This is a genomic window from Achromobacter animicus, from assembly GCF_040775605.1.
Lineage (GTDB): Bacteria > Pseudomonadota > Gammaproteobacteria > Burkholderiales > Burkholderiaceae_B > Achromobacter > Achromobacter animicus.
The window spans coordinates 1583960-1610560 of sequence record NZ_JAYGJK010000001.1 but is presented as its reverse complement, the minus strand read 5'-3'; the positions used below and the strand labels follow the sequence as shown (position 1 = coordinate 1610560).

The window sequence follows — 26601 nt, the reverse complement described above, 5'->3', positions numbered from 1 at the left end:
GCAACCCCAATAAAATCGCGGTCTTGCATAGGGGCGTCCGCGCGTGCCAACCTGCTTCTCGAGCGAATTAAAACATGAAAAAGAAAGACATTGAATTTATCGATGTCGTGGCTTTGCGCGGCCCGAACATTTGGACGTATCGTCCGGTCCTTGAAGCATGGGTGGATATCGGCGAACTGGAGGATTACCCCTCCAACACGATTCCCGGATTTTATGAGCGCCTGACGGAATGGCTGCCGACGCTGATCGAACATCGATGCAGCCCCGGCGTGCGGGGCGGTTTTCTTGCCCGCCTTAAAGAAGGCACGTGGCCCGGCCACATTCTTGAACACGTCACGCTTGAATTGCAGAACCTGGCCGGCTTGCGCGGCGGCTTCGGCAAGGCCCGCGAAACCTCCAAGCGCGGCGTCTACAAGGTCGTCGTGCGCGCCTGGCAGGAACAGGTCACCCGCACTGCATTGAACGAAGCGCGCGACCTCGTCATGGCCGCCATCGAGGACCGGCCGTTCGACGTGCCCGCCACCGTGGCCAAGCTGCGCAGCCTGGTCGACCGCCACTGCCTCGGCCCCAGCACGGCCTGCATCGTCGATGCGGCCGATGATCGCGATATTCCGTATATCCGTCTTTTTGAGGGCAACCTCGTCCAATTCGGCTACGGCTCGGCGCAGCGCCGCATCTGGACGGCCGAAACCGATCGCACCAGCGCCATTGCCGAAGGCATTTCGCGCGACAAGGACCTGACCAAGGAACTGCTGTCGACCTGCGGCGTGCCGGTGCCCGAAGGGCGCCTCGTTGAAAGCGAGGAAGACGCGTGGGACGCCGCCGAGGACATCGGCCTGCCCGTGGTGGTCAAGCCCTACGACGGCAACCATGGCCGCGGCGTCTTCACCAATCTGACGACGCGCGAGGAAGTGGTTTCCGCCTATCGCGTCGCCGTGGACGAAGGCAGCGGCGTCATCGTCGAACGCTTCGTGCTGGGCAACGAACACCGCCTGCTGGTGGTGGGCAACCGCATGGTCGCGGCGGCCGCCGGCGAACCGGCGTGGGTGACGGGCGACGGCAAGTCGACCATCACCGAACTCATCGACAGCCAGATCAATACCGACCCGCGCCGCGGCCGGACCGAGAACCATCCGCTCAATCCCGTGCGCCTGGATTCCGCCGCCCGGCTGGAGATCGCGCGCCAGGGCCTGTCGGAAGACAGCGTGCCGCCCGAAGGCCAGCGCGTGCTGGTGCAGCGCAGCGGCAACGTCGCGTTCGACGTGACCGATCGCGTCCACCCCAGCGTGGCCGCCACCGTGACGCTGGCCGCGCGCATCGTCGGCCTGGACATCGCCGGCGTGGACCTCGTGGCCGAAGACATCACGCGCCCGCTGGATGAACAGCGCGGCGCCATCGTCGAAGTCAACGCCGGACCGGGCCTGCTGATGCACCTGAAGCCCGCCGACGGCACGCCGCGTCCCGTGGGCCGCGCGATCGTCGACCACCTCTTCCCCGAGGGCGACGCGGGCCGCATTCCCATCGTCGGCGTGACCGGCACCAACGGCAAGACCGTCGTCGCCCGCCTGGTGGCGCGCTTGCTGCACCTGTCCGGCAAGCGCACCGGCCTTGCGTGCAGCGAAGGCCTTTACCTGGACCGCCGCCTCGTGCAAAAGGGCGACCGCGCCGACTTCGCGTCGGGCACGCGCCTGCTCATGAACCGCAACGTGGACGCCGCCGTCATCGAGAACGACAGCGGCGTGATCCTTGGCCAGGGCCTGGCCTACGACCGCTGCCAGGTCGGCGTGGTCACCAACATCGACGACGGCGATCATCTCGGCGACTTCGACATCAATGAAACGGAACGCCTGTTCAACGTGTTCCGCACGCAGGTGGACGTGGTCCTGCCCGATGGCGTGGCCGTGCTGAACGCGCGCGATCCGCGCGTGGTCGAAATGGCCGAGCTCTGCGACGGCGGCGTGATCTTCTTCGGCATCGATCCCGCCCTGCCCGCCATCGTCCAGCACCTGGCCCAGGACGGACGCGCGGTGTTCGTGCGCGACGGCAGCATCGTGCTGGCGCAGGGCAGCCAGGAAGAACGCCTGGCCGACGTCGCGGCCATCCCGCTGACACATGGCGGCCGCGTGGCCTTCCAGGTTGAAAACGTGCTGGCAGCCGTGGGTTCGGCGTGGGCGCTGGACATTCCGGTGGAACTGATCCGCGCCGGCATCGAGACCTTCGACATCGATCAGGCCGACGCGCCGTGGCAGTTCACGCTGTTCGAGCGCAATGGCGCCACGGTCGTGGTGGACGACGTGCACAACGCCTCGGGGCTGCGTCCGCTGCTCACGGCCATCGACCAGTTCCCGTCCGCCCGGCGCGCTGCCGTCTACTCGGCCGGCGCAGACCGCCGCGACGCGGACCTGATCGAACAGGGCAAGCTCCTTGGCGACGCCTTCGACCGCGTGGTTCTGTATGACGACGCGACCGTGCGCAGCAAGCGCCCCGAAGGCGAAGCGCGCGCGCTGTTGCGCCAGGGCCTGGCGCAAGGCAGCCGCGTCAAGGACATCCAGGACGAGCCCGACCACGGCAAGGCCATTGCCAGCGTGCTGGACGGCATCGGCGCCGGCGACTTCGCCCTGCTGCAGTCCGACGAGGCGTTCTCCGGCCCGACCATCGATCTGGTCCGCCGCTGGATCCAACAAAACTGACCTTATTAGGCGCGCGGCCGCCCCCGGCTGACGCGCGTCAGACGACAGGAAACCCTGCCATGGAAGTCTCCCGAATCCGAGCATTGCGCGGCCCCAATCTGTGGAGCAAGAACACCGCCATCGAGGCCATCGTGTCCTGCGGCGATGCCGAATGCTCCATCGACAACCTGCCCGAGTTCGAAGCCCGCCTGCGCGCGCGGCTGCCGCAAACCGGCCTGCTGCGCCCCGAAGGTCACCAGGGCGCGGTGTCCATCGCCCACGTGCTGCAGATCGTCGCGCTGACGATGCAGGCGCACGCCGGCTGCCCCGTCACGTTCGGCCGCACCGCCTCCACCATCGAACCGGGCGTGTTCCAGGTCGTGGTCGAGTACAGCGAAGAAGAAGTCGGCAAGCTGGCGATGGAACTGGCGCAGGACCTCGTGCGCGCCGCGCTCGACGACACGCCGTTCGACATTGCCGACGCCCTGAAGCGTCTGCGCGAGCTGGACGAAGACGTGCGCCTGGGGCCGAGCACCGGCTCCATCGTGAACGCCGCCACCGCGCGCAACATCCCCTACCGCCGCCTCACGCAAGGCAGCATGGTCCAGTTTGGCTGGGGCAGCAAGCAGCGCCGCATCCAGGCCGCCGAAACCGACCTGACCAGCGCCATCTCCGAATCCATCGCGCAGGACAAGGACCTGACCAAGATGCTGCTGGACGCCGCGGGGGTGCCGGTGCCGATGGGCCGTTCGGTGACCACCGCCGAAGAGGCCTGGGAAGCGGCGCAGGAACTGGGCGGCCCGGTCGTGGTCAAGCCGCGCGACGGCAGCCAGGGCCGTGGCGTCGCGGTCAACATCGAAACCCGCGAGCGCGTGATCCAGGCCTTTGAAGTGGCCGAAGAGATCAGCTCCGAGGTCATCGTCGAACGCTACATTCCAGGCCACGATTTCCGCCTGCTCGTGGTGGGCGGCGCGCTGGTCGCGGCGTCGCGCCGCGATCCGCCGCAAGTCACGGGCGACGGGCAGCAGACCATCCGCCAACTGGTGGACCAGGTCAACGCCGACCCGTTGCGCGGCGACGGCCATGCCACCTCGCTGACCAAGATCCGTTTCGACGACATCGCCCTGGCGACGCTGAAAAAACAAGGCTTTGACGCCGATTCCGTGCCGCCCTCCGGCACGCTGATCTTCCTGCGCAACAACGCCAACCTGAGCACCGGCGGCTCCGCCACCGACGTCACCGACGAGGTCCACCCTGAAATGGCGGCGCGCGCGGTGTCCGCGGCCCGCATGATCGGCCTGGACATCTGCGGCGTGGACGTGGTGGCCGAAACGGTGCAATACCCGCTTGAAGAGCAGCACGGTGGCGTCGTGGAAGTCAACGCCGCGCCTGGCCTGCGCATGCACCTGAACCCCTCGTTCGGCAAGGGCCGCGCGGTGGGCGAAGCCATCATCGCCAACATGTTCGCGGACGGCGACGACGGCCGCATTCCAGTCGTGGCCGTCGCGGGCACCAACGGCAAGACCACCACGGTCCGCCTGACCGCGCACCTGCTGGGCGCGGCCGGCAACCGCGTGGGCATGACGAACTCCGACGGCGTGTACGTCGACAACCTGCGCATCGACACCGGCGACTGCAGCGGCCCGCGCAGCGCGCGCAGCGTGCTGATGCACCCGGACGTGGACGCCGCGGTGTTTGAAACCGCGCGCGGCGGCATCCTGCGCGAAGGCCTGGCGTTTGACCGCTGCAACGTCGCCATCGTCACCAACATCGGCATGGGCGACCACCTGGGGCTCGGCTACATCAGCACGGTCGAGGACCTGGCCGTGGTCAAGCGCGTCATCGTGCAGCACGTGCATCCGTCGGGCATGGCGGTGCTGAACGCGGCCGATCCCATCGTGGCCGAGATGGCCGCGAGCTGCCCGGGTTCGATCACCTACTTCGCCGAAGACCGCAATCATCCCGTGCTGGCCACGCACCGCGCGCAGGGCCTGCGTTCGGTCTACCGCGATGGCGATGCCATCGTCGCGGCGCAAGGTGCCGATGAGGTGCGTTTCCCGCTGGCCGAGATCCCGCTGACCCGCAATGGCACGATCACCTTCCAGGTCGAAAACGCGATGGCGTCGATTGCGGCGGCGTGGGCGCTGGACCTGGGCTGGGATGTCGTGCGCCGCGGTCTGGCCACGTTCGTCAACGACGCGCAGACGGCTCCTGGCCGCTTCAACGTGTTCGACTACCGCGGCGCCACGGTGATCGCCGACTATGGCCACAACCCCGACGCCATCCAGGCGCTGGTGCGTGCCGTGGACGCCATGCCGGCCAAGCGCCGCTCGGTCGTCATCAGTGGCGCGGGCGACCGCCGCGACGAAGACATCCGCATGCAGACCGAGATCCTGGGCGCCGCCTTCGACGACGTGCTGCTCTACCAGGACCAGTGCCAACGCGGCCGCGCGGACGGCGAAGTGCTGGCGCTGCTGCAGCAGGGTCTGGTGGGCGCCAGCCGCACCACGCAGATCGACGAGATCCATGGTGAGTTCGTGGCGATCGACACGGCGCTGGCGCGCCTGAATTCGGGCGATCTGTGCCTGATCCTGGTCGATCAGGTGGAAGAAGCGCTGGACCACATCGCCAAGCGCATCGCCCAGCCCTGAACGGCTCGGCGCAAATGCGGACGGGGCGCTCAGGCGCCCCGTTTTTTTTCGTCTTGCGATGCCATCAGCCGTGGGCGGATGCGATGGGCGCCGAGGCCTGATACCGGTCCGTCACGTGCGTGCACCCCACGGCCGCCATGGCGCCAAGCGCCAGCAAGATGGCGCTGCAAAGTCGTTTCGTCATGCGAGCTTTTCTCCCTTTACGTGGCGAACCGCCAGCCGGTTCCGTGTGGACTATACCGGCATGCGCCCTGCCCGGCCAGCCGCGCCAGCAGTGGGTCTCGAGAGCGGATCGGTTACTAGCCACGCACAAAAGGGGTCAAATGGTTGCTCAAATGTAACTCGGCCTTCGTGCGCCCGGAACGCGTTTTCTCGTCTCAAACCCGGGGCATTTTCAGAGGCGGCGCAGTTACATTTCTCCACAGCGTGGTTTGACAGCCCCAGGGGGCGACTCGTAGCTTAGAACCTAGCTGATCAGTTCCCAACACACCGCGTTCCGGCAGCTTCATAGGCCATGAACCTGCCGCCGCACGAAACCAGAGAGAGGTCACCATGAACAACGACATCATCGCCGGAAAGTGGAAGCAACTGACGGGCAAGGCCAAGGCGGCTTGGGGTGAACTCACCGACGACGAACTGACCCGCACCGAAGGCAACGCCGAGCGTCTGGCTGGTCTGATCCAGGAACGCTACGGCAAGACCAAGGATGAGGCGCAAAAGGAAGTCCGCGACTTCTTCGACCGCAATCCCTGATTCCCATAACCACCAGGAGAAGCTGACATGTTGCATTACGCCGTAGTTTTCTTCGTTATCGCGATCATCGCGGCTGTCCTGGGGTTCGGCGGCATCGCCGCCGGCGCCGCGGGGATTGCCAAGATCCTGTTCTTCGTCTTTCTGGTCCTGGCTCTCCTGTCCATTCTGGGCGGCGCCTTCCGCAAGAAATAGAACCCGCATCTGAGCTTTAGTAGATCGTCATAGCGTCACGAACACGCTGAACACCAATAAAAAGGAGCATTACTATGGAAATTCGCAAGCTGATCGCCGCCGCCGCACTGGGTACGGGCGCTGTCTTCACTTCCATGGCTTTTGCCGCCGATGACGGCAAGCCGAAACAGTCCGTGGGTGAATACGCGTCCGACGCCACCGTGACCACCAAGGTCAAGGCCGCCTTTGTTGCCGACAAGCAGCTGAGCGCCCTGGAAATCGCCGTCGAAACCAACAACGGCGAAGCCACGCTGACCGGCACCGTGGGCACCGCTGCCGAAGCGGATCACGCCGCCAAGGTCGCCCGTGGCGTTGAAGGCGTGAAGCAGGTCAAGAACAACATCAAGGTTGATCCGGCCAAGAACCGCAAGTAATCAAGGCATCGATCTGATCGACGCCTGATTTGAAAACGGCGCCTGTGCAAGCAGGCGCCGTTTTCACGTTTGGCTTTTACATGCTCGCTTTGGGATTTGCGCTCTGCTACAGCGTGACGGCGCCGCGGCCGATTTCCAGCGCGCGTCCGCCCACCTGGATGCAGCCGTCGGTCGAGACATCCAGCTGCAGGCGGCAGGGGCGGCCGGTCTGGTCGCCCTGCTCCACCAGCACGCTGGCGGGCAGCGCGGCCTTGCGATGCAGGAGCCAGCCGCCGAGATTGGCGCAAGCCGAACCGGTGCCGGGATCTTCGTTGATCGCACCGCCCGGCGTGGCGTAAAAGTAGCGGGCCACGACGACCTGTCGGCCCGCCTGGACATTGCCTTCGTCAAACGCAAACAGATAGAGCGACTTGCGTTCGAGGCTGCTGGTCTGCCAGCGGCTGAGCAGCGACGCGTCCGGCTTGGCCCGGCGCACTGCGTCCACGCTGGCAAGCGGCACGAGCAACTGGTCCGCGCCGGTATCCACCCAGATCGGGTCGGCCAGCAGGTCGTTTTCGCCCAGGCCCACCAGCCCGGCGATGCCGGCGGGATCCAACTTGGGACCGGCGGTGCGCACCCCGCCCGGACACGGCGCGGTGAAGGTCCACGCGTCGCCACTGGCAGTAAGCGGCACGACACCCGCCTGAAATTCCAGCGTCAACGCGTCGCCGGTCTGCCGCAGGTCGCGCACGACCTGCGCGGTGCCAATGGCCGGATGCCCGGCGAACTTCATTTCAAAGCCCGGTGTAAAGACGCGCACCCGCGCGTCGGCCTGATCCGAAGGCAGGATGAACGTGGTCTCGGACAGATTGAATTGCGCCGCAAGATTGAGCATGGTGGCATCATCCATGCCGCGCGCGTCTTCAAACACACAGAGCTGATTGCCGCTGAATGTGGAAGAGGCGAAAACGTTGAGTAGACGAAATGCGTAGGAAGCCATGGCGGATAGCAGTGAGGAAAATGCCGGCGACGCCGGATAAGCCCCCACTGTATCGCAGCGGCCCCGTCAAACGCTTACCAAACGGCGAAGAACAGCACCCACGCCATGCAGAACGGCACGAGGCCCGCGGCCAGCACAAAACCCGCGCCAACCTTGCGCGCCATGCCGACCGGACGCGCATTCAGGAGGCGCGCGTAAAGACGCAGCGTCCACAGCACCGCCAGGGTCAGCAGCGTGAACCGGACCGGCGTCGCCCATGCCGCCTGCACGCCTTCATGCTTGAGCAGCGTGATCGTCGTGGCGGACAGGCCCAAAAACACGCCAATGCCAGCCGACGGAATCAGCGCCTGCGCCAGCTTGTGCAGGCCGGCCCGCCCCCAGCGCGATACGGGCGCATGGGCAGCATGGGAATTGACGGGCGCCGGCGGCACGGGTGCGGCGGGCGCAATGCGGTCGGCGAGCCACAACGACAGGAAGGCCGCGCCGCCCACGCATATCGTGGCGCCGACGACAAAGAGCAGAATGCCGGCGCCGTCCAGCCACGAGAAGCTGTCGTTCACGTCCGGGTAGTGCGTCAGGATGAACCACGGCGCGTTGTCCATCAGCGGCCACAGGATGTCGTGCTCGACCAGCCAGGTCGCGGCCCATTGCTTGGCCGTCACGAACCACGGGCTGGCGCTCCAGAGAAACGCGCCGATCGCAATGCCCATCAAGCCGAAACACAGCAATGCCGTCTGCCACGGATCGCCATCGGCCACGTGCACGATCTCTTCCTCAGGCGAGCGGGGTGTCAGTGCAATGGCGCCGCGATAGCCACTGCACCGTCCACAGACGTGGCAATCGCCCGCGCCCTTCATGTGGCGCAGCGGCACCAGCGGCGCACAGTTGATGGGCTCGATGCGGATGACGGGATGGCGCCACTTTTCCTCGTCGACCTTGAAGTGCCAGGGCGCCAGCTTGGCCAGCAGGTTGAACACGCCATTGACCGGGCACAGATACTTGCACCACACCCGCTTGCTGCGCCCGTAGCGCCAGCCGACGATCATGGCCGCCACGGTGGACCCGCCCAGGACGGCCAGCACCGCCAAGGGGTACTGATAGACGCTGACCAGCTGACCGTAGATGGTCGTCAGCGCGAAGGCCACGAACGGCCAGCCGCCCCAGCGCATCCACTTCGGAATGGCGCGGCCCTGGCCGCGCTCGCTGGCCCATTCGGTCAGCATCCCTTCGGGACACAGCCAGCCGCACCATGCGCGTCCCAGGATCGGCATCGAGATCAGGACGAACGGCCACCACACGCCCCAGAACGCAAACTGCGCCACGACGGTCAGGTTGTTGAACACCGAGGCCGCGTTGTCGGGCAGCGGCAGCAACGCCGGCACGATGAGGAGGAACGCGTACAACGCGACAATGCCCCACTGCAGCTTGCGCAACAGCGGGGCATGGTCACGGAGGAAGTCGGCGATGCGGGAGGTTGCCCTCCCGAGTGCAGCAGCCATGGTCAAACCTTAAGAAAATCAGTCCGGAGAAAACACCGGAATCAGGATGCTCCGCGGGCAGCGGCCACGGGCGCGGGCCGTCCGCCCGCCCAGCGCAGCAGCGCCCAGACGATGATCCAGTAAGCCACCCACAACAGCAGCGAGGACAACGCGGGCAATGCGCGGTATCCCGCGAAGTCGGCCAGCACCTTGCCAATGCCCGTGCTGTCGCTCAACAGCCAGGAGCTGTCCCAGACCGGGTCCACGATGGTCGGCAGGACATCCAGCGAAATCAGGTGGTCCAGGCCGCCCACCAGCAACGAGCCGGCCAGGAGCAGCAACAGGATTTCGGTCACGAAGAAGAAGCGGCGCCACGTGATGAGCTTGCCGCCCAGTTGCAGCAGCCAGAACGTCAGCAGCGCCACCGCGAAACCGGCCACGCCGGCGACGGCCAGCATCAGCATGTCGCTGCCGCCCTCTCCTGCCGACACCGTGCCGTACAGGAACACGACGGTCTCGCTGCCTTCGCGGGCGACGGCGATGGCGACCAGCACGAGCAGGCCCCACCAGTTGTCGTTTGCCACGGAGGCGCGCGCCCCGCTTTCGAGTTCGCCCTTGAGCGTGCGGCCGTGCTTCTTCATCCACACGACCATCTGCACCACCAGCGCGCAAGCGGCCAGCGACATGATGGCCTGGAACCATTCCTGGCCTTCATCGCTGAGCCAGGACAACACGCCCAGCAGCACCAGCGCCAGCGCGACGGCCAGGGCCAGGCCCGCCGCCACGCCGCCCCACAGGTACGGCAGCCCGCGCTTGCCTTCCGGCGTGGCGCGCAGCCATGTGTAAAGGATGCCCACCACGAGCAGGGCTTCGACGCTTTCGCGCCAGACGATGAAAAGTACCTGTTCCATGCTTTGGTGCCGCGTTATTCCTTGGGCTTGACGACCAAGGTGCCTTTCACGCTCTGGTGAAAGTCGTCAAAAAAGGGATACTCGCCGGGACGCGAAATGGTGATGACCACGAAGGACTTGACCCCCGGTCCCAGGACTTTTTCCTTGCGCAGCGGAATGCTTTCGAATTCCACCGGCTCGTTGCTCTCGTTGATGAGTTCAATCTTGAAACGGCCCGCGGGCACTTCCAGCGTGGCCGGCTCAAACGTGCCGTCCGGCTTGAATCGCAAGGTGAACGTGGGCAGTTCGTCCGCCTGCGCCGGCGCCATGCCGGCTACGCCGGCCAGGCCGATGAGCATTGCGGCAAGTACGCGAAGCAGGCGGCGCACGATCAGTAACCGCCCTTCTTGCCGGTGCCGGCGTAGACGAATTCATATTCCAGGTCGAACGGCTCGAACCATTCGCCCACACCCGTTTCCTTGTCGACGTGACGGCCGAAGTGGCTCATCTTGTTCGCCGTCGGCGGCAGGATGGTGTACTTGAGCTTGTATTTGCCCGGGCCCTCGAGCTTCACGTTTTCGCCATAGTGCGGGCCATCGTTGGCGACCATCGGCATGAACGTGCCCTTCTGCACGTTCTGGCTGCCGACCTTCTGGATCTCGTAATTCACGACCAGATACGGCACCCACTCGCCTTCAGGAAAACCAGTCTTGTTGCCGGCCGTGGCGTGGATGTCGGCCTCCAGGTGCACGTCGGAATCCTTGGCCGGACGCATCATGCCGGGCGGGTCCATTTCGATCGGCTGCAGATACACCGCGCCGATTTCCATGCCGCCCTTTTCGACAGGCTTGCCGATGGGGTATTCGGCCGCATGGGCGGCGGACACGCTCAACGCGACAATGGCCAGCGCCAAGGCTTTCTTGATCATGTGCATAATCCTTGAGACACAAATGAAAATAGCGGCTCTCAAAACACAAACAAGAACCGTTTTCATTAATTTAGTGGATTTTGCTGACACAACCCTGAACCTGGCCGCACTAAAAGTGCCGGATCATTGCGTTGGCTCAATCAGCAAAAAGCCGCCTTGGCATGCGCCAAGACGGCTTTTTTGCATTGACGCGGACCGGTCAGGCCTTGCGTCCGGCGGTGGTTACTTGCGGCCCGCGCCCGGGGTGCTGCCCGGCGTGAACGGGAAGGTCGAGAACATCGCGCGCGTCTGATCCTGCATCTGGTCCTGCATCTGCACGAACAGGTTTTTGCTCTGGTCGATGTAGTTGTTCATCATGTTCTGCAGCATCGGCGTCTGCACGTTCATGAATTGCGTCCAGGCTTCCGGCCCGAACTGGCTGCCGTAAAGGCCCTTGGACTGCTCGGCCATGCGCTGCTGGATCTCCATGAATGCCTGGATGTTCTTTTCCAGGTACGAGCCCATGATGCCTTGCATGGCGTGGCCGTAGAAACGGATGATCTGCGACAGCATGTTCGAGGAGAACATGGGCATGCCGCCGCTCTCCTCTTCAAGAATGATCTGCAGGAGGATGCTGCGCGTCAGGTCTTCGCTGCTCTTGGCATCGACAACCTGGAATTCCTCGTTCGCCAGGACCAGTTGCTTGACATCTGCCAGGGTGATGTAGGTGCTGGTCCGGGTGTCGTATAAGCGACGGTTGGGGTATTTTTTAATCAGGCGCAGGCTGGCGCCGGTTTGTGCTTGCGTCATGGTTGTCCCCGGATCGGGCGATCTCTTTAGGCTTCGAATAATGTGAGTGTAATGCCGTACGGCCCTCTGCCCGAAGCCGTACAGCGCCAGTGGGCCGCCGCGGGGCGGCCCATGTCACGTCAACCCATGTGCAGGCCGCCGTTCAGCGAGAAGTCCGCGCCGGTCGAAAAGCCGGATTCATCCGACGCCAGCCACGACGTCATGGACGCGATTTCCTCGGGCGTGCCAAGACGGCGCACCGGAATCGTGGCGACGATTTTTTCCAGCACGTCCGGCCGGATGGCGCGGACCATGTCGGTGCCAATGTATCCCGGCGAGATCGTGTTGACGGTCACGCCCTTGCTGGCCACTTCCTGCGCCAGCGCCATCGTGAAACCGTGGATGCCGGCCTTTGCCGTGGAGTAGTTGGTCTGGCCGAACTGACCCTTCTGGCCATTGACCGAACTGATGTTGATGATGCGCCCCCACTGGCGCTCGACCATGCCGTCGATGACCTGCTTGGTCACGTTGAACAGGCTGTTCAGGTTCGTGTCGATGACCGCGCGCCAATCGTCGGCCGTCATCTTGCGGAACAGCCCGTCGCGGGTGATGCCCGCGTTGTTGACCAGCACGTCCACCGGCCCGAGGTCAGCCGTGACCTTTTCGAAGGCGGCAACGGTGGAGTCCCAATCGGACACGTTGCCCACCGACGCGTAGAACGTGAACCCCTGCGCGGCTTGCTCATCCAGCCATTGCTGGTAATTGCGGCTGGGGCCGCAACCTGCCACGACGCGAAAGCCATCCTTGGCCAAGCGCTGGCAAATAGAGGTGCCGATCCCGCCCATCCCGCCTGTTACGTAAGCCAGTTTTCCGCTCATTGGACTTCCTCCTGTGTGCGACGGACGCCTCGTTGATTAAACATCTTCCTGCCCGGGGATCGGACCGCGATACGCGGTATCAGGCCGCCCGGACCTTTACATATCTGCCAGGGGCCGGCTCGATCGGCCGGTACTTGGCATTGCCTGCCTTTGTCCTTGCTTTGACCTGTTTGCCCGAATGCTCGGCCAGCCAGCCCGACCAGTCCGGCCACCAGCTTCCGGGTTGCTCCACGGCCTGCGAAAACCACGTGTTGGGGTCGCCGGGAAGCGGTTGGCTTTCCTGTTCGAGCGCATCGGCCACCCAGTAGCTGCGGCGCTTCTTGGCGGGCGGATTCACCACGCCCGCGATGTGGCCGGATGCGCCCAGCACGAAACGCTGCGGTCCGCGCAGCACCTGCGTGGACGCATAAGCCGAGACCCACGGCACGATGTGGTCTTCGCGCGAACCGAAGATATAGACCGGCATGCGCAACCGCGTCAGGTCCAGCGGCAGGCCGGCGGCCTGCGCGCGGCCCGGCACCTTGAGGTTGTTCTCAAGGTAGGTATTGCGGAAATACCAGGAAAAGAAAGGCCCCGGCAGGTTCGTGCTGTCGCCGTTCCAGAACAGCAGATCGAAGGCCGGGGGCTTCTGACCCTTCAGGTAATTGCCGACCACGTAGTTCCAGACCAGCTCATTGGGGCGCAGGAACGAGAAGGTGGTGGCGAGATCGCGGCCCGCCATCAGGCCGCCGTTGCCCAGTTGATGGTCGCGCATGAGCGCGTGGGTTTCGTCGACGAAGACGTTCAGGACACCGGTGTCGTGAAAATCGAGCATCGAGGTGAGCAGCGTCAGCGCAGCCACGGGATGCTCGCCGCGCGCTTCGGCCAGCGCCAGCGCCGCGCCCAGCATCGTGCCGCCCACGCAGAAGCCCAGCGCATTGACCTGCGGCTGCTTCGTGATGTCGCTGGCCACGCGCAGCGCTTGCAGCACCGCGTCGTCAAGGTAGTCGGACCAGGTGGCGCGGTCCACGCCGTCGGTATCGGCCGCCACCGGATTGCGCCAGGAAATCAGGAAGACCGTGTAGCCCTCCCCGACCGCGTGACGCACGAACGAGTTCTCGGGCTGCAGATCCAGGATGTAGAACTTGTTGATGTTCGGCGGCACGATGACCAGTGGCCGTTCGTGCACGGTGCCGGTCGACGGCGCGTACTGGATGAGCTGGAACAGCTTGTTCTCGAACACCACGTCGCCGGGGGTCGTGGCCACGTTGCGGCCGATCTCGAATTGGGACTCGTCGGTCTGTGTGATGCGGCCTTTCTGAACGTCGCCCAGCAGGTTCGCAAGGCCTTCGTTCAACGCGCGTCCCGCGCTTTCGACGATGGATTGCTGCGCGTCGGGATTCAATGCCAGGAAGTTGCTGGGCGACAGCGCGTCGACCCACTGCATGATGGAGAATCGAAGGCGGTCGCGCATGGGCTCGCTGACCTGCGCGGCATCGACCATGCGCTGCATGGCGCGGGCGGACAGCAGATAGGTATGCGCCAGCAACAGATGCGACGCGTTCGCCGCCCAGGCATCGCCCGAGAACCGGCGATCGGACGGCGGCGCCAGCGTGCCGCGCTGGGCATCGTCGCAAAGGCGTTGCCATTCGCGCGCGAACTCTGCCTGGATGTCAGCCAGGACTTCCGGTGCCACGCTCACCGGAATGGGACCTGCGGAGAGATTGGCATTCACTTCGACACCTTGTTATCGAGACTTCGCGATTGATGTTGCATTCCGGGTCCAGGGCTGTCAATGCGGGTATACAAGGAGGCTGCTGCCGCGGGACGCAAGGCCGGCGCCGGCCTTTGCGCGGCGTCAAACCGGATGCAACCAGGCCAGCATTGCCATGCGTCCCGTCACCCCGTCGCGGCGATAGGAAAAGTACCGGTCCTTGCGCGTCACCGTGCATTCGCCGCTGAGGGACACCTCTTGTACCCCGGCGCGCCGCAGCCGGAAATCCGCCAATCCGGCGAGGTCGGCCAGCCACTTGCCGGCCGCGCCGGCACGTGGCGCGAAAAAGCGCGCCGTGGCCGGGTCGTCCGCCGTGAAGGCGTCCAGCACGTCCTGCCCCACTTCGAAATGCTGCGGGCCGATGCCGGGTCCGACCCAGGCACGCCAACCGGCCGCCTGCGGCGCCTTGGCGCGCATGGCGTCCAGCGTATGATCCAGGACCCCGCCCGCCAGGCCGCGCCAGCCGGCATGCGCCGCGCCCAGCACCTTGCCTTCTGTGTCGGCGATGAGCACCGGCAGGCAATCGGCCACCATGATGGCCAGGACGCGCCCGGGCTGCGCCGTGACGCTGGCGTCCACGGCAGGCTCGGCCGGCACGTCGATCGCGTCCGCGTCCACGACCTCGCTGCCATGCACCTGACGCAGCCACAGCGGGTCGGCCGGCACTGCCGCGCGCACGCGGCGGCGATTCTCGGCCACGGCCTCGGGGTTGTCTTCGGCCCGCAGGCCAAGATTGAGGGTGTCATGGGGCGCCACGCCGACGCCACCGGCGCGGGTCGTGCAGAAGTAGCTGACGCCATTCCAGTCGGGTCCCGTCACGACGGGCAGGTCTGCAATCAGGCGTTCCATGCAATGCTCTCCTGGACCTGCGCCATGTCGGCAGGCACCGGCGCGTCGAAGTGGACGTCGCCCTTGCCGCCGGGATCGTCGAAATGGAGCGCGCGGGCGTGCAGCATCTGGCGCTCTGCCCCGGCAATGTTCTTGCCGCCGTAGATCATGTCGGCCAGCAGCGGATGCCCCAGGCTGGCCATGTGCACTCGGATCTGGTGGGTTCGTCCCGTTTCCAGGCGGCATACCACTTCGGTGACACGGCCGCCGGGTTCCACCGAGCCGCGCCGGGCCGGCGCGTAATTGGTGATGGCCGGCTTGGGCGCGACGGGCCGTTCGACGCTCATGCGCACCGGCACACGCGGATCGCGGCCGATGGCGCGGTCGACCTTGCCTGCGGCGGCAACCCAGCCGTGCGCCAGGGCCACGTATTCGCGGCCCATGCTGCGCGCCTGGAGCTGGCGCACGAGATGGGTCTGGGCGATGTCGTTGCGGGCCACGACCATCAGGCCGGAGGTGTCCTTGTCCAGACGGTGCACGATGCCCGCGCGGGCAACCTGCGCAAGCTCCGGGTAGCGATGCAGCAGGCCGTTGAGCAGCGTGCCGCTCCAGTTGCCAGCCCCCGGGTGGGTGACCAGACCCGCCGGCTTGTTGACGACGATCCAGTCGGGGCTTTCGGCGACCACGCCGAACTCAACGGGTTCGGGCGTGAAGGCCAGCGCGTCGGGCGCGGGTTGGGCCCAGATGGTGAGTTCGTCGCCGGGGCCGACCGTCTGGCGGATCTTGCCTGGCGCCCCGTTGACCAGGACGTTGCCGGATTCGATCCAGCCTTGCAGGCGGTTGCGGGAATGGTCGGGCAGGAGGCCGGCCAGAATCTTGTCGAGCCGGTCGGCGCGCGTGTCGGACGGCACGGTTACAAGTTGCGGCTCCCCGCGGCCGGATTCGTCGAGATTTTCGTCGGCGCTATCGTCGGAAACAAGATCTGCGCGGGCGGCTGTATCAGACATGGAGACAAATCATATAATCAGCCTGCCATGCTAACACCAAGGATACGATTCTCGTGATTCACCACCCTGCAGCTCCCTCGAACCCCGCATCCCGCAGCGGGTCGGTTTTGCGCGTGGTCATCGCGCTTTTTGCCGTCATCGTCATCGCCGGTTGCAGCGGGGCGGACAGCAAATACGACAAGACCACCAACTGGAGCGCAGAACAACTCTACGCGGACGCCAAGGCCGAAATGGCGTCGGGCGGCTGGAAGGAAGCGCGCGAGCGCCTGACCGCCATCGAAAGCCGCTACCCGTTCGGCGTCTACGCGCAGCAGGCGCTGCTTGAACTGGCCTACGTCAACTGGAAAGACGGCGAAAACGAGCAGGCGCTCGCCGCCATCGACCGCTTCCAGCAGCTTTATCCCAATCACCCCGGCACCGATTACGCGCTCTACCTGAAGGGCCTGGTCAACTTCACGCCGGCCAGCGCCTTCATGAGCAACATCACCGGCCAGGATCCGGCCGAGCGCGATCCCAAGGGTCTGCGCGCGTCCTATGACGCCTTCACCGAGCTGATCAAGCGCTACCCCGAAAGCAAGTACAGCGTCGACGCCGAAAAGCGCGTGGCGTGGCTGGTCAACACCATCGCCATGAACGAAGTCCACGTCGCCCGCTATTACTACGAACGCGGCGCCTACGTGGCCGCCGCCAATCGCGCGCAGACCGTCATCACCGACTTCGAAGGCGCCCCCGCCACCGAAGAGGCCCTCTACCTGATGGTTCAGTCGTACGACAAACTGAACATGACCGACCTGAAGAACGATGCCCAGCGCGTCTACGACAAGAACTTCCCGAACAGCGCGTTCCGGACCCAGGGCCTGAAGGCCGACAGGAGCTGGTGGAATCCCTTCAACTGATTCCGCCTGCATGGGAAGCAAAAAGCCCTTCAGTTTCTGAAGGGCTTTTTTTCGCCTGCTGGGCGCGCGGGGGGGGGGGCGTGCTACGCGTCGTCCGGTCCGCGTTTACGCCGGTAGAACGCCAGCACCTCTTCCAGTTCGCGTGTGCGCGCAAACGGCGGCAGGCCGCGCCACAGGCGCTTGCCGTACGGCTTTTCCACCAGCCGCGCGTCGCCCACCATCAGCACGCCCCAATCGGATTCGGTACGGATAAGCCGGCCCGCGCCCTGCTTGAGCGAGATCGCGGCTTCGGGCAACTGGTATTCGGCAAACGGGTTGCCGCCCTGCGCCCTGCAGGCGCGCAGCCGGGCCTCAATGACGGGATCGTCCGGCGGCGCGAACGGCAGCTTGTCGATCGCCACCAGCGTCAGCACGTCGCCCGGCAGGTCGATGCCTTCCCAGAAGCTGGCGCTGCCGACCAGCACCGGATGCTTGAGCTTGCAGAAGCGGTCCAGCAGATCGCGGCGAGTGCCCTCGCCCTGCTTGAGCAGCGGCCAGTCATGACCCGCGTCGTCGAAGGCGTCGGCCAGCAGGTTGGCAACCTTGTCGACGGCGCGCAGCGTCGTACAGAGCACCAGGGTGCCGCCCGGGCTGGCCTCAAGCAGCGGCATCAGCGTCTGGACGAACCGATCCAGGAATTGCGGCGATTGCGGTTCAGGCATGCCGCGCGGCACGAACAGCAGCGCCTGCTCGGGGTAGTCGAACGGCGACTCCCATTTGCCGGTGCGGGCGGTGTCCAGCCCGAGCTGGCCGGTGAAGTGCGTGAATTCGCCGTTGATCGACAGCGTGGCCGAGGTCATGATCCAGGCTTGGCCGGGCTTGCGGAACTTGGAGAACGCCTGCGCCACGGACAGCGGCGCCGAATGCAGCCGCACGTGATGCAGGCCGTGTTCGACCCAGCGCACGGCCGGGCCCGTCCATTGTTCGGCCTGCGCGGCGCCTTCAAGCAATGCCGCGGGCGTGGACGGACCGTCGCCCAGCGGGCTCTGCACGGGGGCCTGATCGTCGCGGCCCCAGCCTTCGTCGTCGTGCGCGCCGCTGCTGCGCCCGGGCGTGGCCCAGCGCTTGAGCTTGACCGAAATTTCCGCACCCATGCGGGCAGCGGCGAGCAGATCCGGATGCTTTCCGGCGATGGCGCCAAGCGCCTTGGTGGCGCTGTCGATGGCTTCGCGCAGCGACAGCAGCGCCTCGTCGAATTCCTCGGTATTGGGGATGGCCTCGAATGTGGCCTTGCGCCCCGGCATCTTGTCGAGCGGCGCACAGACCAGCCGCAATTCGCGCGCGGCGGTTTCGATGTGACGGCTGACGTCGCTCCATTTCGCGGCTTCACGCGCATAGGCCAGCCCCGCGACTTCCAGCGCGCGGCCGAAGTCCATCAACTGGTGCGTGGATACGCTGCTGCCCAGAAAGCGCGTGGCGGTGTCCGGCAATTGATGGGCTTCGTCGAAGATGACGGTGTCGGCTTCAGGCAGGAGGTCCGTGACGCCCTCTTCGCGCAGCATCAGGTCCGCCATGAAGAGCGCATGGTTGACCACGACGACGTCGGCTTCCTGCGCCTGGCGGCGCGCCTTTACGACAAAGCAATCGCGGATGCGCGGGCATTCCTGGCCCAGGCAGTTCTCGCGGGTGGACGTGACGCGTTGCCAGATGTCGGCGTCTTCGGGCACCTGCGCGAGGTCGCTGCGGTCGCCCGTTTTGGAGATGCCCGCGAACACCTGGATCTGGCGCAGCTGCTGGATTTCGGAGCGGGACTTGAGCGCGCGCTCGTCGCCCTGAAGGCGTTCGAGGTGGTAGTGGCACACATAGTTGCCGCGGCCCTTGAGCAGCGCGGCCGTGACGGGTGCAGCCAGCGCGGCGCGCACCCGCGGCAGATCGCGCGCGAAAAGCTGGTCTTGCAGCGTGCGTGTGCCGGTGGAAATGAGCACCTTGCCGCCCTGGATGAAGGCGGGTACAAGATAGGCCCAGGTCTTGCCGATGCCGGTGCCGGCTTCGGCCACGAGCGTGGCGCGGTCCTGGATGGCCTGGCCAATGGCCTGCGACAGTTCCACCTGCGATGGACGCGGCTTGTAGCCGGGCAAGGCCGTGGCCAGCGGCCCGTCCTCGTCAAAGAATTCGGATATGTCCAGGTCCAGCATTACAGCAGCCTAATGTAGGGCCCCAAATGATACCCGCTGGCGCGCCGGTTTCCTGCTTGCGGCCTGCCGCAATGCCCCTGGCAGAGGGACGGATCAGTCACTTCGGCCACGTTCCGTAACAACGGCTTATGGCACAATCCGCCCCTCGTTTTCCCTTTTTGCCGTCGTATAGAGATGTCTGAAACTTCCACTATCACGAACGTCGCCACCGGCGTCGACAACGCCCGCATCGTCGCTCAACTCGCCACCGAGTTGGGCGCCCGCGCCTCCCAGATCGCTGCGGCGGTGGAACTGCTGGATGACGGCGCCACCGTGCCCTTCATCGCCCGCTACCGCAAGGAAGCGACCGGCGGCCTGGACGACACCGTGCTGCGCAACCTGGAAGTCCGTCTGGGCTACCTGCGCGAGCTCGAAGAACGCCGCGGCGCCATCCTGGAATCCATTTCGCAGCAAGGCAAGCTGACGCCCGAGCTGCAGCAGGAAATCGCCACGGCCGACACCAAGCAGCGCCTGGAAGACCTGTACGCGCCGTACAAGCCCAAGCGCCGCACGCGCGCCCAGATCGCCCGCGAAGCCGGCCTCGAACCGCTGGCCGACGCCATCCTGGCCGATCCCGCCTGCGATCCCGCCGCGCTGGCCGCGCAATACCTCAATCTTGAAGCCGCCATCAACGACGCCAAGGCGGCGCTCGATGGCGCGCGCGACATCCTGGCCGAACGCTACGCCGAAAACGCCGACCTGCTGGCCGACATGCGCGAGCACCTGTGGTCCACCGGCCTGGTGTACTCCAAGATGATCGAGGGCAAGGAAACCGAAGGCGCCAACTTCCGCGACTGGTTCGACTTCAACGAGCCGCTGCGCACCCTGCCCTCGCACCGCATCCTGGCGCTGCTGCGCGGCCGCCAGCAAGGCGTGCTCGAGCTGCGCCTTGGCCTGGAAGCCGACCTCGAAGCCCAGACGCCGCATCCGTGCGTGGCCCGTATCGCCAACTTCCTGAAGCTCGGCAACGGCCTGTTCGCACTGGACGCCACGCCGCGCGCGCGCTGGCTGGGCGAAGTCTGCCGCTGGACCTGGCGCGTCAAGCTCCTGACCGCATTCGAAAGCGAACTGATCGGCCGCCTGCGCGAAAGCGGCGAAGCCGAGGCCATTCGCGTGTTCGCCGCCAACCTGAAAGACCTGCTGCTGGCCGCGCCGGCCGGTCCGAAGGCCGTGCTCGGCCTGGACCCTGGCATCCGCACCGGCTGCAAGGTCGCCGTCATCGACAAGACCGGCAAGGTCGTCGACACCACCACCGTGTACCCGTTCGAGCCGCGCCGCGACCGCGAAGGCACGATCAACACGCTGGCCGCGCTGGTGGCGCGCCACAACGTGGACCTGATCGCCATCGGCAACGGCACGGCTTCGCGTGAAAGCGAAAAGCTCGTCGGCGACATGATGGAGCGCTTCCCCGACCTGAAGGTCACCCGCGTCGTCGTTTCCGAAGCGGGCGCGTCGGTGTACTCGGCCTCCGAAATCGCCGCCCAGGAATTCCCCGACCTCGACGTGACGCTGCGCGGCGCCGTGTCCATTGCCCGCCGCCTGCAGGATCCGCTGGCCGAACTGGTCAAGATCGATCCCAAGGCCATCGGTGTGGGCCAGTACCAGCACGACGTCAACCAGCGCGAACTGGCGCGCTCGCTGGACGCCGTGGTCGAAGACTGCGTGAACGCGGTGGGCGTGGACGTGAACACGGCGTCGGCCGCGCTGCTGGCCCGCGTGTCCGGCCTGAACTCGCTGCTGGCCAAGAACATCGTCTCTTTCCGCGACGAAAACGGCGCGTTCCCCACGCGCGAGGTCCTGCGCAAGGTTCCGCGCTTTGGCGAGAAGGCATTCGAACAGGCCGCGGGCTTCCTGCGTATCCCCAACGGCGACAACCCGCTGGACGCCTCGTCGGTCCACCCCGAAGCCTACCCGGTGGTCGAGCGCATCGTGGCCAAGATCAAGGCCGAAGTGAAGCAGATTATCGGCCAGCGCGAAGCCCTGAAAGGCGTGTCGCCGTCGGACTTTACCGATGAGCGCTTCGGCCTGCCGACCGTCAAGGACATCTTCGCTGAACTCGAAAAGCCCGGCCGCGATCCGCGCCCGGAGTTCAAGACGGCGCAGTTCAAGGAAGGCGTGGAAACGCTGAACGACCTGTACCCGGGCATGGTGCTGGAAGGCGTGGTGACCAACGTGGCCAACTTCGGCGCGTTCGTCGATATCGGCGTGCACCAGGACGGGCTGGTCCACATCTCGGCGCTGGCCGAGAAGTTCGTGAAGGATCCGCGCGACGTGGTGCGCGTCGGCCAGACGGTCAGCGTCAAGGTGCTGGAAGTGGACGCCGCGCGCAAGCGCGTGGCGCTCACCATGCGCTTGAACGACACCGCCGCGCCCGCCCGCCGCAGCGCCGATGCGCCCAAGGGCGGTGATCGCCCGCGCCGTCAGGGCGATGGCGGCCGCAACGCAGGCGGCGGCGCAGCAGCGTCGATGAACAGCGCCATGGCCGACGCGTTTGCCAAGTTGAAGCGCTGATCCGCTGATCCCTCGGCATCCCTGCTTTACCGAAATCCCGGCGCCCGAGGCGCCGGGATTTTCTTTTGGGCTGCCCCGCCAGATCACCTTCAGGTCGCGCCTGCAACCTAGGGGCTTACCCCTAGATCAGTCGCTTTTGTTGCGCTCCCGCAATTCGGCACCACAGAAATAAGTGAAAATATCTAATTGTGTCTAAATAATAAAAACCGGCATGACGCTGTCTTTCACTAAAGCGTTCACCGGCGGCACAACCACCCGCGGTCAGGCGAGCTACTGCGCGAAGCGCCTGTCGAGGAGCAGCATCAGAACAAGAGCGCGCCCCTGATAGCCCGGAGATCCGTTCCGTCATGCTCAGCACCATTACGCTCGCCGCAAACGAAACCGCAACCATCACCGACAAGGACGCCACGGCAAGCGGCGTCTACGGCGACGTGACGTTGGGTCAGTATTCGCATCTGATCGTCGACAGCGCCGCGGTCACCTTCAAGCACGTCACACTCGAACGCCTGGGCAGCCGGGTCATCGAACTGCGCAATGGCGCGCAACTGCATGTGGGCGCGCTGGGATTTGCCAGCATGGGCGCCAGCATCGTCTACCGCATCGGCATCGGCTGCGTGATCACCTACGACGCCAGCCAATGGGATCCCGAAGTCGTGGCCAACACCACGTTCGACTTCGCCAGCGAGGGCAGCGGCACGCTGAAGTATTTTCCGTTCATCAATCCGCAATGGCTGGACTGTCCCCACGTCACGGGCTATTCGGACGGCGACCAGCTTGAAATCGCGGGGCAAGGCCGCGTGCAGCGCTTTCAGGTGCGCGACGGACGCATCGTCGCAAGCGCACGCCTGAACTGAATGCAAAACGGCGCGGATTGCCCGCGCCGTCTCTGTCCATCCGCTACCGGTTATTCCTGCGCCAGCGACAGCAGCGCTTCGCGCGTGCGCGCGATGCCCGCAGCCGGTTCGCCCTGCACGCCTTCGGGCGCGGTGGCGACCGTCACACCGTCGATCACCACCGCATAGCCCTGGGCATGTGCCTGCAGGACGCTGTCGGCGGGTTCGGACTGCAGGCGGCGCATCAGCGCGCCCGCTTCCTTGGGATCGGCAAAGCGCTGCGACAGCAACAGTTCCTCGCCATCGGCCGCCAGCAGGCGGAAGCGGAAGCCGCCGTCCTCGTCGCGGAAGCTGACGAATCGCGCGCCCTTGGACTTTTCCTTCTTGCCCTGGGCGCTCTTGCCCGCCGTAGCGGCGGCGCCCAACGTGCGCAGGCCCACGGCCTCGCGCAGTTCCTGCATGAACGGCACGGCAAGCTTGCGCGCCTTGGCGGCGCCCGCCTGCAGGATGTCTTCGATGCGGCCCGGGTTGGCCATCAGGTCGACGTACTTTTCGCGCATCGGGGCCAGCAGGTTTTCCAGGTGCTCGAACAGCGCCTGCTTGGCATCGCCCCAGCCCATGCCGGCCTCGAGCTGCTGGCGGAACGCCGCCGATTGCTCGGACGTGGCAAATGCGCGGTACAGCGTGTACAAATGGGACGATTCGGCGTCCTTGGGTTCGCCCGGCTCGCGCGAGTCAGTCACGATGCGCATCACCGAGGCGCGCAATGCGCTTTTGCCGCCTTCGAAAAGCGGAATCGTGTTGTTGTAGCTCTTGGACATCTTGCGGCCGTCCAGCCCGGGCAGCGTCGCCACATCTTCTTCGATGACCACCTCCGGCAGCGAGAAATACTCGCGGCCATACAGATGATTGAAGCGCTGCGCGATGTCGCGCGCCATTTCCAGATGCTGGATCTGGTCGCGGCCCACGGGCACCTTGTTGGCGTTGAACATGACGATGTCCGCGGCCATCAGGATCGGGTACGAGAACAGCCCCATGGTGATGCCGTCGTCCGGATCCACGTTCTTGGCCACGTTCTGATCCACCGAGGCCTTGTAGGCATGCGCCCGGTTCATCAGGCCCTTGGCGGTCACGCAGGTCAGCAGCCAGCTCAGTTCGGGAATCTCGGGGATGTCCGACTGGCGGTAGAACGTCACGCGCTCGGGGTCCAGGCCCACTGCCAGCCACGTGGCGGCGATTTCCAGACGCGAGCGCGCGACGCGCGCCGGGTCGTCGCATTTGATCAGTGCGTGGTAGTCCGCCAGAAAGAAGAATGCGTCCACGCCGGGCTGCGTGCTGGCCTGCACCGCCGGACGGATCGCGCCCGCGTAGTTGCCGAGATGGGGAGTTCCAGTCGTGGTGATGCCGGTAAGGACGCGGGTGTTCATGAGGCGAGAAGGCGGTTGCTAGGGGAAGCCCTGAGTGTAACGTGCCGCAGCCCGACCCCGCCCCGGAAAGACTCGTGGCCCCGTGTTTACAGCACCGCCAGCACTGGCGCCGCCAGCGCGCACAGGCCGCCCGCGGTGAGAGCGGCGCGCGGCCGGAAGGTCAGGAACCAGATCAGCAGCAAACCGGCGATGCTGAGGATGCCGATCCATTCGACCGTGCCGTAACTCCAGCCCCAGACCGCCGCCGACGCCCACAACGACAGCGCCAGCGACGCCCAGCCGAACAGCCGCAGCGGCAGCCGATGGCGGCGCGGCAAGGCGCGGTCGAACAGGTCTTCGTAGTGACGGTCCATGCCCAGGCACAGGGCGGAAAACCCTGCATAGGCCAGGCAGAAGGCGGCAAGCGTCATGGCGTATCACCTCGCGGTTCAAAAGCGGTCCGGTGCACGGCGGCCGGGACGGCGGGCTCGTGGGCGGGGGCTGGGGCGGTTGCCGGGGTATGGGCAGTGGCGGCGACGGCGGCCTTGACCGCTTCGTTGCGCGCGGCGCGCGGCTTGCCTGCCGTTCTGGCGGGCGCCTTGCGGGCGCGGGCGGCCTTCACCGCCATCCAGGCAAAGAACACGGCGCTGGCCAGGCACGTCAGGTCAAAGCCCGCCATCACCCAGTCGCCCTGCGGCAGGGAAACGCCCAGGTGCCGGTCGGTGGTCAGCGCATTGACCACGGGCACCAGCGCCAGCGCGGCGGCGGCGATGGCAAGCAGGTCCTGCCACTTGCGCCGCTGGAACAGAAACGCGTAGACCAGCGACAGCCCCCAGGCCATGAAGAAGGCGCGCACTTCCCAGACCTGGCGGCCGGGCATGTCGGCCGGAAGGAGCCGGTTGGCCAGGAACACCGCCGCCACGCCGAACACGACGCCCGCGATGGTGCCCGCATTCAGGCCGTCGACCAGACGCAGCGAGAAGGCTTCCCGCGCGTCGCCCTGCCGCGCCTTTTGACGGCGCTTGGCGATCCACAGCACGAGGCCTGTGGCCACCATGGCCGTGCCGGCCAGGCTGACGATGAAATAGAACCAGCGCAGCAGCGGTTCGGCAAACAGGCCCAGGTGCAGGCCGGTGATGACGCCCGTCGTCACGACGGTGGCGCTGTGATCGTCCTCGGCCTCCTGCAGCGCGCCCGTCACCCCATCAAAGCGCATGAAGGGCGCCAGCAGCCCGTACGACACGCCGTCACCCACGTTGCGCACCAGCGTGATGGTAGCGCCCGCATCGCCGGGGTTGTTGACGGTCACGCGCCCGAGGCGGCCCTGCCAATGCTGCTGCGCCTGTTCCACCAGCGGCGCGATGTCGACCAGCGGCGCCGGCTGGTTCTGCGGTGGCGTGATCTTGTTGGCCTTGAAGACCTCGCTCGTGAACTGGCGCGGATTGTCGTACACGGCCTGGATGCCCGCCGGCATCAGCATCACCATGAACAGCACCAGGCCGCTGAAGGTGATCATCAGGTGAAACGGCAGACCCAGCACCGACAGCACGTTGTGGCCGTCCATCCAGGCGCGCTGCCCGCCCTTGCCCGGCCGGAAGGTGAAGAAGTCCGCGAATATCTTCTTGTGCGTGATGATGCCGCTGATGATCGCCACCAGCATGAACATGCCCGCGATGCTGGCCAGCCAGCGCCCCCACGGAAACGCGGTCTCCAGTTCGAAATGGAAGCGGTAGAAGAAGTCGCCGCCGCGCGTCTGGCGCGCCGTCACGGGCTCGCCGGTGGCCGCATCCAGCTTGACGCGCACGAAGCCGCGTTCGCCCGGCTTGGGCTTGGGCGTCTGGTACAGCAACTGAATGAGGGGCTCGCGATCCGAGGGCGGCGTGATGAACCAGCGCTTGGCGTCCGGCGCGTGTTCCGCCAGATAGCGCTGCGCCGTGGCAACGGCCTGCACTGCCGGCGCCGGCTGGGCTTGAACCTCAGGTTGCATCCAGCGCGTGATCTCGGGCCGGAAGAAGGCCAGCGAGCCGGTCAGGAACATGGCGAACAGCACCCAGCCGAAGATCAGGCCGGCCCACGTGTGCAGCCAGGACATGGACTGACGAATGCCCTCTTCGCCGGGATGCTTGTGCTTGGCCGCCTTCATGCCGCCACCAGCCGATGCGCCAGGAATAGACCGCCCAGCAGCGCGGCCGGGCCCAGGATGCCGGCCCAGGCTCGCCAGGCGCTGCGCGTGGCGAACACCCAGATCACGCCGCAGGCGTAGACCACGAAGGACAGCATCTGCGCCGCGGTCACGGCGTCGGCGCGCCCCATGGGCAGCCAGACCGCCAGACAGGCAGCCGCCGCCGAAGCCAGGGCGTAGCCGCCCAGGATGGCGGCCGTCGCGCGAGAGAAAACGGCCATTCTGTAGCGCATCATGCCTGCGCCGGCTGCGGGAGCTTTCACGGGAGTTCTAGGTGGTTGCGGGTCCGTGGCGGACCCGGGGTGGGGACGGGGTTTCCGAGCTTATCCGCCTTTCCCTGTATAAGGCCTGAATTATAACGATTCTCGTTAAG

At 65.8% G+C, this 26601-nt stretch carries 23 protein-coding genes; 8 read left to right on the top strand and 15 right to left on the bottom strand.

Features of this window, described 5'->3' with window-relative positions:
* Positions 1-74 precede the first annotated feature (74 nt).
* The 5 genes from cphA (AB3147_RS07200) (at position 75) to AB3147_RS07180 (ending at position 6678) form a co-directional block, all read left to right on the top strand.
* Entirely contained in the window at positions 75-2690 is a 2616-nt protein-coding gene (gene cphA / locus AB3147_RS07200) for a cyanophycin synthetase (RefSeq protein ID WP_279973191.1), read from the top strand.
* 59 nt (positions 2691-2749) lie between these two features.
* Entirely contained in the window at positions 2750-5320 is a 2571-nt protein-coding gene (cphA, locus tag AB3147_RS07195; RefSeq protein WP_239212483.1) for a cyanophycin synthetase, read from the top strand.
* 552 nt (positions 5321-5872) lie between these two features.
* Positions 5873-6073, top strand: coding sequence for a CsbD family protein (locus tag AB3147_RS07190; protein WP_006218180.1), 201 nt, complete (start codon positions 5873-5875; stop codon positions 6071-6073).
* Positions 6074-6100: 27 nt separating this feature from the next.
* Positions 6101-6265 carry a DUF1328 domain-containing protein gene (locus tag AB3147_RS07185; RefSeq protein ID WP_006389411.1) on the top strand — a complete coding sequence of 55 codons (165 nt, stop codon included), beginning with the start codon at positions 6101-6103 and terminating at the stop codon, positions 6263-6265.
* A 74-nt stretch (positions 6266-6339) separates the two neighbouring features.
* The gene (locus AB3147_RS07180) at positions 6340-6678 is read left to right on the top strand and encodes a BON domain-containing protein (protein ID WP_056567736.1); all 339 of its coding nucleotides are present in this window, start codon (positions 6340-6342) and stop codon (positions 6676-6678) included.
* A gap of 106 nt (positions 6679-6784) precedes the next feature.
* Here the strand turns inward: AB3147_RS07180 and AB3147_RS07175 are convergent, their stop codons facing one another.
* The 10 genes from AB3147_RS07175 to AB3147_RS07130 all read right to left on the bottom strand — a co-directional run bounded on the left by AB3147_RS07175 (position 6785) and on the right by AB3147_RS07130 (position 16187).
* Entirely contained in the window at positions 6785-7657 is an 873-nt protein-coding gene (locus AB3147_RS07175) for a PhzF family phenazine biosynthesis protein (RefSeq protein ID WP_367351642.1), read from the bottom strand.
* Between the two features lie 74 nt (positions 7658-7731).
* Positions 7732-9156, bottom strand: coding sequence for a 4Fe-4S binding protein (locus AB3147_RS07170; RefSeq protein ID WP_367351641.1), 1425 nt, complete (start codon positions 9154-9156; stop codon positions 7732-7734).
* A 41-nt stretch (positions 9157-9197) separates the two neighbouring features.
* Positions 9198-10046, bottom strand: a complete 849-nt coding sequence (locus AB3147_RS07165) for an FTR1 family iron permease (RefSeq protein WP_367351640.1) — start codon at positions 10044-10046, stop codon at positions 9198-9200.
* A gap of 14 nt (positions 10047-10060) precedes the next feature.
* Positions 10061-10384 carry a cupredoxin domain-containing protein gene (locus AB3147_RS07160; protein WP_056322182.1) on the bottom strand — a complete coding sequence of 108 codons (324 nt, stop codon included), beginning with the start codon at positions 10382-10384 and terminating at the stop codon, positions 10061-10063.
* Between the two features lie 32 nt (positions 10385-10416).
* Positions 10417-10953, bottom strand: a complete 537-nt coding sequence (locus tag AB3147_RS07155) for an iron transporter (protein WP_056569437.1) — start codon at positions 10951-10953, stop codon at positions 10417-10419.
* Between the two features lie 222 nt (positions 10954-11175).
* Positions 11176-11742, bottom strand: coding sequence for a polyhydroxyalkanoate synthesis repressor PhaR (phaR, locus tag AB3147_RS07150; protein ID WP_175122867.1), 567 nt, complete (start codon positions 11740-11742; stop codon positions 11176-11178).
* Positions 11743-11861: 119 nt separating this feature from the next.
* Positions 11862-12599 (bottom strand): 3-ketoacyl-ACP reductase, encoded by a 738-nt coding sequence (locus AB3147_RS07145; RefSeq protein ID WP_175137390.1) that lies wholly within the window; start codon positions 12597-12599, stop codon positions 11862-11864.
* Positions 12600-12678: 79 nt separating this feature from the next.
* Positions 12679-14313 (bottom strand): PHA/PHB synthase family protein, encoded by a 1635-nt coding sequence (locus tag AB3147_RS07140; protein ID WP_175122868.1) that lies wholly within the window; start codon positions 14311-14313, stop codon positions 12679-12681.
* A gap of 123 nt (positions 14314-14436) precedes the next feature.
* On the bottom strand, positions 14437-15201 hold the full coding sequence (gene pgeF, locus AB3147_RS07135; RefSeq protein WP_367351639.1) for a peptidoglycan editing factor PgeF: 765 nt from the start codon (positions 15199-15201) through the stop codon (positions 14437-14439).
* Complete coding sequence (locus tag AB3147_RS07130; protein WP_367351638.1) at positions 15189-16187, bottom strand: RluA family pseudouridine synthase; 999 nt, start codon at positions 16185-16187, stop codon at positions 15189-15191. The genes pgeF and AB3147_RS07130 overlap by 13 nt, the downstream gene beginning before the upstream one ends.
* A 107-nt stretch (positions 16188-16294) precedes the next feature.
* Here AB3147_RS07130 and AB3147_RS07125 point away from each other — a divergent pair, with 107 nt between their 5' ends.
* On the top strand, positions 16295-17083 hold the full coding sequence (locus tag AB3147_RS07125) for an outer membrane protein assembly factor BamD (protein ID WP_175123345.1): 789 nt from the start codon (positions 16295-16297) through the stop codon (positions 17081-17083).
* An 83-nt stretch (positions 17084-17166) separates the two neighbouring features.
* Here the strand turns inward: AB3147_RS07125 and AB3147_RS07120 are convergent, their stop codons facing one another.
* On the bottom strand, positions 17167-19257 hold the full coding sequence (locus AB3147_RS07120) for an ATP-dependent DNA helicase (protein WP_367351637.1): 2091 nt from the start codon (positions 19255-19257) through the stop codon (positions 17167-17169).
* A 174-nt stretch (positions 19258-19431) separates the two neighbouring features.
* On the opposite strand from AB3147_RS07120, the gene tex reads away from it, so the two are divergent.
* Positions 19432-21807: an RNA-binding transcriptional accessory protein Tex gene (tex, locus tag AB3147_RS07115; RefSeq protein ID WP_367351636.1), complete on the top strand. Its 2376-nt coding sequence runs from the start codon at positions 19432-19434 to the stop codon at positions 21805-21807.
* 347 nt (positions 21808-22154) lie between these two features.
* Positions 22155-22661: a hypothetical protein gene (locus AB3147_RS07110; protein ID WP_367351635.1), complete on the top strand. Its 507-nt coding sequence runs from the start codon at positions 22155-22157 to the stop codon at positions 22659-22661.
* Between the two features lie 50 nt (positions 22662-22711).
* Here the strand turns inward: AB3147_RS07110 and AB3147_RS07105 are convergent, their stop codons facing one another.
* The 4 genes from AB3147_RS07105 to AB3147_RS07090 form a co-directional block, all read right to left on the bottom strand.
* Positions 22712-24067 carry a tryptophan--tRNA ligase gene (locus AB3147_RS07105; RefSeq protein WP_367351634.1) on the bottom strand — a complete coding sequence of 452 codons (1356 nt, stop codon included), beginning with the start codon at positions 24065-24067 and terminating at the stop codon, positions 22712-22714.
* An 86-nt stretch (positions 24068-24153) separates the two neighbouring features.
* A complete protein-coding gene (locus AB3147_RS07100) occupies positions 24154-24477 on the bottom strand; it encodes a DUF3325 domain-containing protein (protein ID WP_056567777.1) in 324 nt (107 codons plus the stop codon).
* Positions 24474-26189 carry a PepSY-associated TM helix domain-containing protein gene (locus AB3147_RS07095; protein WP_367351633.1) on the bottom strand — a complete coding sequence of 572 codons (1716 nt, stop codon included), beginning with the start codon at positions 26187-26189 and terminating at the stop codon, positions 24474-24476. Before AB3147_RS07095 ends, AB3147_RS07100 begins: the two co-directional genes overlap by 4 nt.
* Positions 26186-26464 (bottom strand): DUF3649 domain-containing protein, encoded by a 279-nt coding sequence (locus AB3147_RS07090; RefSeq protein WP_175122875.1) that lies wholly within the window; start codon positions 26462-26464, stop codon positions 26186-26188. Before AB3147_RS07090 ends, AB3147_RS07095 begins: the two co-directional genes overlap by 4 nt.
* Positions 26465-26601: the final 137 nt, after the last annotated feature.